The sequence below is a fragment of the Spirillospora sp. NPDC046719 genome (assembly GCF_040645715.1).
Taxonomy (GTDB): domain Bacteria; phylum Actinomycetota; class Actinomycetes; order Streptosporangiales; family Streptosporangiaceae; genus Spirillospora.
In genome coordinates, this window is record NZ_JBEYYT010000378.1 from 1 (window position 1) to 9241 (window position 9241).

General features: G+C 74.7%; 7 protein-coding genes and 2 pseudogenes. 4 read left to right on the forward strand and 5 right to left on the reverse strand.

What is annotated here, in order from left to right; all coding sequences use genetic code 11:
- The 3 genes and pseudogenes from ABZ914_RS39765 to ABZ914_RS39775 form a co-directional block, all read right to left on the reverse strand.
- Positions 1-1282: pseudogene (locus ABZ914_RS39765) on the reverse strand (hypothetical protein); the annotation flags it as partial.
- Between the two features lie 16 nt (positions 1283-1298).
- Entirely contained in the window at positions 1299-2882 is a 1584-nt protein-coding gene (locus ABZ914_RS39770) for an Hsp70 family protein (RefSeq protein ID WP_500199711.1), read from the reverse strand.
- A gap of 7 nt (positions 2883-2889) precedes the next feature.
- Positions 2890-3579 (reverse strand): nucleotide exchange factor GrpE, encoded by a 690-nt coding sequence (locus ABZ914_RS39775; RefSeq protein WP_500199713.1) that lies wholly within the window; start codon positions 3577-3579, stop codon positions 2890-2892.
- A 179-nt stretch (positions 3580-3758) separates the two neighbouring features.
- Between ABZ914_RS39775 and ABZ914_RS39780 the strand changes: the two genes are divergently transcribed.
- Positions 3759-4397, forward strand: a complete 639-nt coding sequence (locus tag ABZ914_RS39780; RefSeq protein WP_190866475.1) for an ACT domain-containing protein — start codon at positions 3759-3761, stop codon at positions 4395-4397.
- A 75-nt stretch (positions 4398-4472) separates the two neighbouring features.
- The gene (locus ABZ914_RS39785; protein ID WP_500199714.1) at positions 4473-6023 is read left to right on the forward strand and encodes an AMP-binding protein; all 1551 of its coding nucleotides are present in this window, start codon (positions 4473-4475) and stop codon (positions 6021-6023) included.
- A gap of 148 nt (positions 6024-6171) precedes the next feature.
- Here the strand turns inward: ABZ914_RS39785 and ABZ914_RS39790 are convergent, their stop codons facing one another.
- The gene (locus ABZ914_RS39790; RefSeq protein ID WP_500199715.1) at positions 6172-7089 is read right to left on the reverse strand and encodes a carbohydrate kinase family protein; all 918 of its coding nucleotides are present in this window, start codon (positions 7087-7089) and stop codon (positions 6172-6174) included.
- 73 nt (positions 7090-7162) lie between these two features.
- Here ABZ914_RS39790 and ABZ914_RS39795 point away from each other — a divergent pair, with 73 nt between their 5' ends.
- Entirely contained in the window at positions 7163-7807 is a 645-nt protein-coding gene (locus tag ABZ914_RS39795; protein ID WP_500199716.1) for a class II aldolase/adducin family protein, read from the forward strand.
- Between the two features lie 33 nt (positions 7808-7840).
- Positions 7841-8644, forward strand: a complete 804-nt coding sequence (locus ABZ914_RS39800) for an enoyl-CoA hydratase (protein WP_500199717.1) — start codon at positions 7841-7843, stop codon at positions 8642-8644.
- On the opposite strand, the pseudogene ABZ914_RS39805 reads toward ABZ914_RS39800, so the two are convergent.
- Positions 8634-9241 (reverse strand): annotated as a pseudogene (locus tag ABZ914_RS39805) (hypothetical protein); the annotation flags it as partial. The gene ABZ914_RS39800 and the pseudogene ABZ914_RS39805 sit on opposite strands and share 11 nt — an antisense overlap.

Below are 9241 nucleotides of genomic sequence, written 5' to 3' on the forward strand. Positions count from 1 at the left end.
GCACGGTGGCGCCCGTCCCGCCCGTGTCGACGTCGGCGCGCAGCGCCGGGACGGGCCTCGGCGGCAGCCGCCGCTGATGGTCGAGGGCGCCGGGCAGGTCGCGGACGAGCCGCAGCGCGTCGGCGAGCAGCCGCCACGCCCGGTCCGGGTCGGGTTCGGCGGCGGCGGTCTCACGCAGCCGCAGCGCGGTGTCGACGCGGTGCCGCGCCTCGGCGGCGAGCACCTCCTCCTCCGACGGCTCGCCCTCCGCGGCGGCGGGGATCCCGGACGCGTCCGCCAGCTCCGACGCCGCGAACACCTCGCCCGCGTCCAGCAGCGAGCGCAGCCGCCCGGCCAGGCCGCCGCCCCCGGCCGTCTCCCGCACCACCGCGAACACCAGACGCCGCGCGTCCTCCGCGTGGACGCCGAGGTCCTCGGTCGCGTGCCGCAGCAGCGCCCGCTCGGACGCCCGCTGCCGGAACCGCTCCCGCAGCCGGTCCACGATGTCGTACCGGACGAGTTCGGCCAGGTCGGCGCCGGAGCGCAGCGCCGCGAGGACGGTCCCGGCGTGCGTGGTGCTGGTGTCGCGGCTGCGGCGCGCCCACTCGTCGCCGGCGGCGGCGACCGCGTCCGCGTCGAGCCGCAGCACCCCGCCGCGCAGCGCCGACGCCCCCGGAGCGCCCGGCGACGCGGGCGCGGTGTAGCCGTCCAGCACCCGGATCGGGCCCGCGATCCGCGCCCCGAACAGGAAGTCGGCCAGGTGCCGCTTGCCCAGCACGCCGAGCGACTCGCGGACCTTCCGGTACGCCGCGTACGGCGCGGCGGGCGGCAGCGGGTCCGGCTCGCGGACGGTGACGCCCTCGGCGGCGGCGAGCGCCTCCAGCTCGGCGCGCGCGACCCCGCCCGACCGGGCGATCGCCTCGACCTCGGCGGGCGTCACCATGCGCAGGAACCCGGCCGCGTCCGCCAGCCCGGCGCGGGCCTGCGCGCGGCGCCGCTCGTCGCGCTCCCGGCCGCCCGCCAGCCGCTCCTGCAGCGCCCGCAGGTCGCCCCGCCCGGCGGCGGCGAACAGCGGCGCCAGCTCCCGGTGCTCGGCCTCCAGCCGGTCGATCAGCTTGCGGTACTTCAGCTGGCCGCGCGCCCGCCGCCAGCACTGCCGCACCTGCTTCACCCGCGCCTCGACGCCCGGCCCGGACAGCGGGTCGGCCAGCGCGTACCGGACGCGCAGGTCCTCGGGCGGCTGGTCGCCCGCGGCCCGCGCCGGCTCCAGCACCTCCCGCCGGTACTCCTCGTCGAACGTCACCGCGGCGCGCCGGCCCTCAGCTCACCTGCACCCGGGAGAGGGCCTTGCGGGAGCGCTCGACCTCCTCCTCCGACATCCCCCCGACGTCCACCTTCAGCTCCAGCCGCTCGCCGGACTCCTTCTCCACGGCCGTCACGTTGAGCAGCCCGGACGAGTCGAGCGCGAACGTCACCCCGATCGGCCAGCCCGCCTTCTTGCCCGGCGGGACGCGGATCTCCCCGGTCGCGATCTCGGTGTTGTCGATCAGCTCGGCGGACTCGACGCTGCCCGCCTGCTCCATCACCCGGACGTCGGCGGAGGTCTGGTCGTCGTAGACGGTGAAGAAGTCCTCGGTGCGGGCCGCCGGCAGCTCGTCGTTGGCGTGCACCAGGTGCGCGACGTGCTCGGCGCCGGAGTCGCGGTCGACGACCACGATCCCGAACGCGTGCGAGGCGACCGTGCGGATCTGCCGGCCGGCGATCTGCTTCTGCTGCTCGGCCGACAGCCCGGCCCGGCTCGCCATCTCCTCGGCGCGCTCGGCGGCGCCCTCCCGCATCAGCCGCCGGTAGGTCTCCTCGAACGCGTACAGCGCGGCGCCCTTCGCGACGGCGAGGTCCGGGTCCTGCAGGCGCGGCGACAGCCCGAGCTCGGTCTCCAGCCGCGACGCCACCACCGGCATCTTCGTGGACCCGCCGACCAGCACCAGGTCGTCGTAGTCGTGCACGCCCTTCTCGGCGGCGGTCGACAGCGTCCGCCCGGTGATCTCCACGGTGCGGTCGAGGAGGTCCCGGGTCAGCTCCTCCAGCCGCTCCCGCGTCACCTCGATCGCCGCGACCCGCCCGGCGTGCATCACCCGGACGGTGTGCGCGGTGCGGGTGGTGAGCGCCTTCTTGGCGTCCTCGGCGTCGCGGCGCAGCTGCTGCTCGGTCTGCTTGTCGTCGAGCGGGTCGCCCGCGTCGGGGTGCTCGGCGCGGAACCGCTCCGCCAGGTACTCCACCAGCCGCGCGTCCCAGTCGGCGCCGCCGAGCTCGTGGTCGCCGTCGGTGCAGATCACCTCGATGTGCCCGGCGCGCAGCGCGATGACGGTCGTGTCGAACGTGCCGCCGCCGAGGTCGTAGACCAGGATCGTGCGGTCGGCGTCGGAGTTCAGCACCCCGTAGGTGATCGCGGCGGCGATCGGCTCGGACACGATGTCGATGACGTTCAGCCCGGCGATCCGGCCCGCCTTGCGGGTCGCGTCGCGCTCGGCCGCGCCGAAGTACGCCGGGACGGTGATGACGACGTCGCGGGCCTCCTCGCCGGTCGTCGTCCGCGCGTCCGTCGCGAGCTTCAGCAGGATGAACGCCGACAGCTCCTCGGGGGTGAAGTCGATCCCGTGGATCGGGCGGGTCACGTCCCGGCCCATGTCGCGCTTGATCAGGCTGACGACGTTGTCGGGCTCCAGCACCGCGGTGTCCTTCGCGGTGGCGCCGACGACGACGTTCTCGCCGCTCTCGAAGTACACCACGGACGGTGTGGTGTCGGTGCCCTCCAGGTTCCGCAGGACCGCCGGCCGCCCCACGTCGTCGATGGAGGCAATGCAGGAGTACGTGGTTCCCAGGTCGATCCCGTAGACAGCCATGTCCCTCTCACCCATCGGTGCCGAGTCGGTTGTTCGTCGTCTCGCCGCCGCCCGCGGCGACGGTGGTCCCGTTGGAGCCCCGGTCGAGCCGGCCGACGCTGACCGCCGCCTTGCGCAGCACCTTGCCGCTCTGCTCGAAGCCGTCCGCCTGCACGCCGGTCACCAGGCCGTCGCGGCCCGGGTCGGCGACCGGGGTGACGGCGACGGGCCGGTGCCGGGACGCGTCGTACGGGTCGCCGGGGCTCGCGCTGAACCGCTCGACGCCGAGCCGGGCCAGCGCGTCGGCGACGTCGTCGGCGACGGCGGTGAACAGCCCGGCGGTGCGGACCGGGTCGGGCGGCTCGCCGGCCCCCGCCAGCCGGCCGGCCTCGCGGCGGGCCTGGTCGTGCAGCCGGTACAGCGCCGCCCGGACGGGCTCCAGCATCGCCTGCAGCTCCCCGCGCCGCAGCCGCTGGTTCTCCTCGTGCAGCCGGTCGATGACCGCCTCGCGGTGCGCGGCGCGCTCGTGCTCGCGGTCCAGCCGCGCGGTCAGCCCCGCCAGGGCGTCCCTGATCTCCGCCTCGAACGCGGCGCGGCCGCCCCCGGCGTCCCCCGGCGCGGCCTCGGCCGATGCGGAGGCGCCGTCCGTCGCCGGCGCGGCGCCGTCCGGGCCGGATCCGGCCCCGTCGTTGACTGTGCGATCCCCGTCGCTCGACACGTGCAGTCACCTTAATGATGAGGCGGCAGAGGCGATAGGTCTGCTGTTGACCTTCATTGGACTCTAGTTTGACGCCTCCCCGCCGTTCCAGCACCGACTTCTTCGCGTCGACACGAATGGGTAACACGTGGGAAACGGGTCTCCCTGAAGCTGGTGGGACACGGAAGAAGGAGGTGGCGATGTTGCTGCGGATCCGCGTCCGGCTGCCCGACCGTCCGGGCTCGCTGGGCCAGGTGGCGCGGACGCTGGGCGCCGCGGGCGCCGACGTCGCGCAGATGGCGGTACTGGAACGCGACAACGGGCGGGCTCTGGACGATTTCACCGTCACGTGGCCCGCGGGCGCGGGCGTCGAGCGGCTGCGCGACGGTCTCGGCTCGGTGAACGGCGTGGAGATCGTCGGCATCTGGCCGACCGTCGAGCCGCAGGGCGCCTTCCCCGACGCCGCCGTGATCGGGCAGGTCGCGGCGGTCCCCGAGCGCGGCGCGGCGACGCTGGCCGACGCCGTGCCGGGCATCCTCAGCGCCGACTGGGCGGGGATCGCCGAGGTGGGGGAGCAGGACTCGGCGGTGCTGGTGCACGCCAGCGTCGGCGGGCTGACCGGCACCGAGCTGCCGGTGCTGCCGCCGCTGCGGCCGCGCGCCTTCACCGGGACGGACGGCACGGAGTACGCGGTCTGCCCGCTGTCGGCGGGGCGCGCCGCGCTGGTCGTCGCGCGGAAGGGGGCGCCGCCGTTCCACCGGACGGAGGTGCTCCGGCTGGAGCAGCTGGTCAACGCGGCGGAGGCGGTGCTGGCCACCGATCTCGTCCGGACGTCGTGAGCCGCCCCTGGTCAACGCGGCCGGGATGGTTCTAGAGTCGGATTCTAGGATTTGTCCCGTTCCAGGAGGCGACCGATGGCCGAACTGCTCCGCCCGCACGCCGACGCCCGTCCGGACGAGCCCGCGCTGACCGACGAGCGCGGCACCACCACCTGGCGCGAGCTGGACGCCAGGACCGACCGGCTGGCGAACGCGCTGCGCGGCCTGGGGCTGGCCACCGGGGACGTGATCGCGATCCACTCCGGCAACCGGCGCGAGTACTTCGAGGCCATGTGCGCCGCCGGCCACATCGGCCTGCGCTACGTGCTGGTCAACTGGCACTGGACCGCCGACGAGCTGCGCTACGTCCTCCAGGACGCCGGGGCCCGCGTGCTGTTCACCGAGGACGCCTTCGCCGGCGTCGCGCGCGAGGCGTCCGCCGGCCTCGGGCTCACCGCGCGGGTCGCGTTCGGCGAGCCCGCCGACGGCTTCACCCCGTACGACGAGTTCCTCGCGACGGGCGCCGAGGAGGAGATCGCCGACCCGTCCACCGGGCTGCCGATGTTCTACACGTCCGGCACCACCGGCCGCCCCAAGGGCGTCACCCGCAAGCTCACCGCCGCGGGCGGCCCGATCGAGAACGCCCGGCTGCTCGGCGACCTGATGGCGGGCGTCCTGCAGATCCCGGAGAACGGCCGCACCCTGCTCGTCGGGCCCGTCTACCACTCGGCGCAGTGGCTGTGGTCGCACGTGTTCCTGCTCGGCGGGCGGTCGGTGGTGATGCGCCGCGGCTTCGACGCCGCCGAGACGCTCCGGCTCGTCGACGAGCACGCGATCACCAACGTGCACCTAGTGCCGACCCAGTTCGTCCGGCTGCTGCGGCTGGACGAGGCGACCCGCAAGGCGTTCGACGGCTCCTCCCTGAAGGCCGTCTGGCACGGCGCCGCGCCGTGCTCCCCGGACGTCAAGCGCCGGATGATCGACTGGTTCGGCCCGATCGTGCACGAGTACTACGGCTCCACCGAGGCGTCGGTGAACAGCGTCATCACCGCGTCCGAGTGGCTGGAGCGGCCCGGCAGCGTCGGCCGCCCGCTGCCCACCACCGAGGTGCACGTCCTGCGCGAGGACGGCGAGCCCGCCGCGCCGGGGGAGCGCGGGCAGATCTGGTTCCGCTACGCCAGCGGCGACGACGTGGAGTACTGGGGCGACGAGGAGAAGACCCGCTCGGTGCACCGCGGCGACGGCCTGTTCACCACCGGCGACGCCGGGCACCTGGACGAGGACGGCTACCTCTTCCTCGCCGACCGGGTCATCGACATGATCATCAGCGGCGGGGTGAACATCTACCCGGCGGAGATCGAGGGCGTGCTGATCACCCATCCGGCGGTCCGCGACGTCGCGGTGTTCGGCGTCCCGGACGAGGAGTTCGGCGAGCAGGTGAAGGCCGCCGTCGAGCTCGCCGACGGCGCCGAGCCGTCCGCTGCGCTCGCGGACGAGCTGATCGGGCACGTCCGCGCGTCGCTCGCCGGCTACAAGGCGCCGCGCTCGATCGACTTCGTCGACGCGATGCCGCGCACCCCCACCGGCAAGCTCTACAAGCGCCTCCTCCGCGACCCCTACTGGCAGGACCGCGCCCAGAGCATGTGACGGACGCCTCAGCCGTGCCCCGGCCACGCTCCCACCGCAAGCGCTGCGATCGCGAAGCGAGCCCCTAGGCGAGCCGGAGCGATGCAGCGATCGCCGCAATGCCCGTTGAAGGAGGGCGCCCCAGCGCCCGACGCCGAGGGCAATGCAATCAAAGCAGCGCGAGGACGGAGTCGAGGTCGGTGAGGCCGGCGTCGGAGCCGAGGCCCTGGGCGACGGTCGCGGCGGCGGCGGTGCCCCAGCGGGCCGACTCCAGGACGTCCCGGCCCTGGCCGAGGCCGGTGATGAACCCGGCGCAGTAGGCGTCGCCGCAGCCGGTGGTGTCGACGACCTCGACGGGCAGGGCGGGCAGCCGGTGCGCGCCGCCGGCGGTCGCGACGAGGCTGCCCTGCGCGCCGAGCGTCACGACGACCGAGGCGGGCCCCTCGGCGAGCAGGGCGCGCGCGGCCTTCTCCGGGTCGTCCTCGCCGGTCATCGCCGCGGCCTGCTCCTCGTTGGGCAGGAAGTGGTCGACGTGCGGGAGGAACGCGGCGGCGCCCCGGACCAGGTCGGGCATGTTCGACAGCAGGTCCATGGTGACGACGGTCCCGGACGCGCGGGCCGCGTCGAGCGCGGCGAAGAACTCCGGGTCGTTCAGCCCGAACGTGACGTCCGGGCCGCCGAGGTGGACGGCGTTCGCGGCGGTGAGCAGGCCGGGCTCGACCGCGCCCGCGGTGAGGGTGAGGTTCGCGCCGGGGACGTGGAAGCTCGGCCGGCCGCCGTCCGGGCGGATCGGCAGGATCGACGCGCTGGTCTGCTCGGCGGTGCGGCGGACGAGCCCGGTGACGTCCACCCCGTTCCGGTTCATGATCGTGACGAGCAGGTCGCCGAGGTCGTCGTCGCCGATCGCGCCGACCGAGACGACCCGGTTGCCGAGCCGGGCGAGGGCGACCGCGGTCCCGGCGGCGGCGCCGGCGGCGGTCACCCTGATCCGGTCGACGACCACGGTGTCCTGGCCGTCCGGGATGCCCTCGACGGGCCGGGCCAGCACGTCCAGGATGTGCGCTCCGACCGTGACCACAGTTGCCATGCCGGGTTCTCCCTCGTGATCGTCAGGGCCGTAGCGTACGACGGGCAGGGCCGAGAACGTGAGAGGGATTCGCATGTTGCTGGAGGACGAGCGGCGCGCGCTGTGCGCGGTGGGCCGCAGGCTGGCCGAGACGGGCCTGGTGACCGGCGCGTCGGGCAACGTCAGCGTACGGTCGGGGGACCTGGTCGCGGTGACGCCGGGCGGGATGATGCTCGACCGGATGCGGCCGGAGGACTGCCCGGTCGTGAACCTGGACGCCCGGCTCGTGGACGGCGGCCGGGCGCCGTCGTCGGAGACGCCGATGCATCTCGCGCTGTACGGGGAGACGCCCGCGGCGGCGATCGTCCACACCCACTCGACCTATGGCGCCGTCGTCGCGACGACGATGACCGAGCTGCCGCCGATCCACTACAACACCCTGCTGCTGGGCGGGGTGGTGAAGGTCGCCGAGTACGCCACCTACGGGACGCCGGAGCTGGCCGAGAACGTGCGCGCCGCGATGGCGGGCGGCAGGCGCGCGGCGCTGATGGCCAACCACGGCGGCGTCGCGATCGGCCGGGACCTGGACGAGGCGTTCGAGAACGCGCGGCTGCTGGAGTGGCTGTGCGGCGTCTACGTGCGGGCCAAGATGATCGGCGAGCCCCGGATCCTGACCGACGAGCAGCTCGCGAAGGTGGTCGAGCGGGGGCTCGCGCCGCCGGAGTTCCCGCCTGTGTAACCTAGCGCTTGCTAGGCGACCCGGGAGGTCTCGTTGCCCTTCGTCCTGATCGACAAGCCGCGCCCGCACGTCACGCTCATCACCCTCAACCGGCCCGAGCGGATGAACGCGATGGCGTTCGACGTCATGGTGCCCTTCCGCGAGGCCCTCGAAGAGGTGAGCCGCGACAACGACACCCGCGCCGTCGTCATCACCGGCGCCGGGCGCGGCTTCTGCTCCGGCGCCGACCTGGAGTCGCCGGGCGCGCTCCCCGGCATCGACGGGCTGACGCTGTCGACGATCGCGCTGCGCTCGATGGAGCTGCTGGACGACGTGGTCCGCGCGATGCGCCGCGTCCACCAGCCGGTGATCGCGGCGATCAACGGGCCGGCGATCGGCGGCGGGATGTGCCTGAGCCTGGCCGCCGACATCCGGCTCGCCGCCGAGACCGCGCTGTTCCGCGCCGCCGGGATCAACAACGGGCTGACCGCGAGCGAGCTCGGCCTCAGCTACCTGCTGCCGCGCGCGATCGGCGCGTCCCGCGCGTTCGAGATCATGCTGTCCGGCCGGGACGTGGACGCCGCCGAGGCCGAGCGGATCGGGCTGGTCTCCCGCACCGTCCCCGGCGACAAGCTGCTGGACGCCTGCTACGACCTCGCCGAGCGGATCGCCGGGTTCAGCCGCCCCGGCGTCGAGCTGACGAAGCGGTCGCTGTGGTCCGGGCTGGACGCGTCGAGCCTCGACGCGCACATGGGGCAGGAGGGCCTCGGGCAGCTGTACGTCCGGCTCACCACCCAGAACTTCGACGAGGCGATCGCGGCCCGCAAGCAGAACCGCCCGCCGGACTTCAAGGACTGACCTCCGGCGCGGCGGCCGGGCCGGCGTCTCCGGGCGGCGGGGCGGCGGCGCAGCGGGGCCGGGTCCGCCGCTGGTACGACAGCGCGGCGATGCCGAGCGCGATCCCGTAGACGCCGAACGCGCCGATCCCGCACGCGGCGACCGTCCACCCGGACCATCCGCTCATGAGCCCGTCGTGCGGGAGGTCCCGGACGCCCGCGGCGATCGGCAGCAGGTAGGCGAGCGTGCCCGCCACCCCGTACGGGCCGAGCGTCGCCGCGCCGAGCCACGCCGGGACGAGCGGGAGCCAGCGCGGCACGCGGCGGCCGGTGAGCGGCGGCGCCCAGCGCGGGAACACCTGCCCCCAGCGGTGCGTCAGCCCGAGCAGCAGGAAGATCCCCGCGAGCGCCGACAGCGTGGTGAAGTCCAGCCCGTACCGCTCCAGCGTCAGGACGAGCCCGGACGCGCCGTTGCGGCGGAACTCCGCGACGACCTCGTCGCCCGGGATCCCCGCGAACGTCCCGCCGAACGCCCACGTCGTCTTCATCGCCATGTACGGGACGAACGCCAGCGCGCCCGCGGCCGCCGCCCGCCGGACGCCGCGCGGCGCGTCCGTCA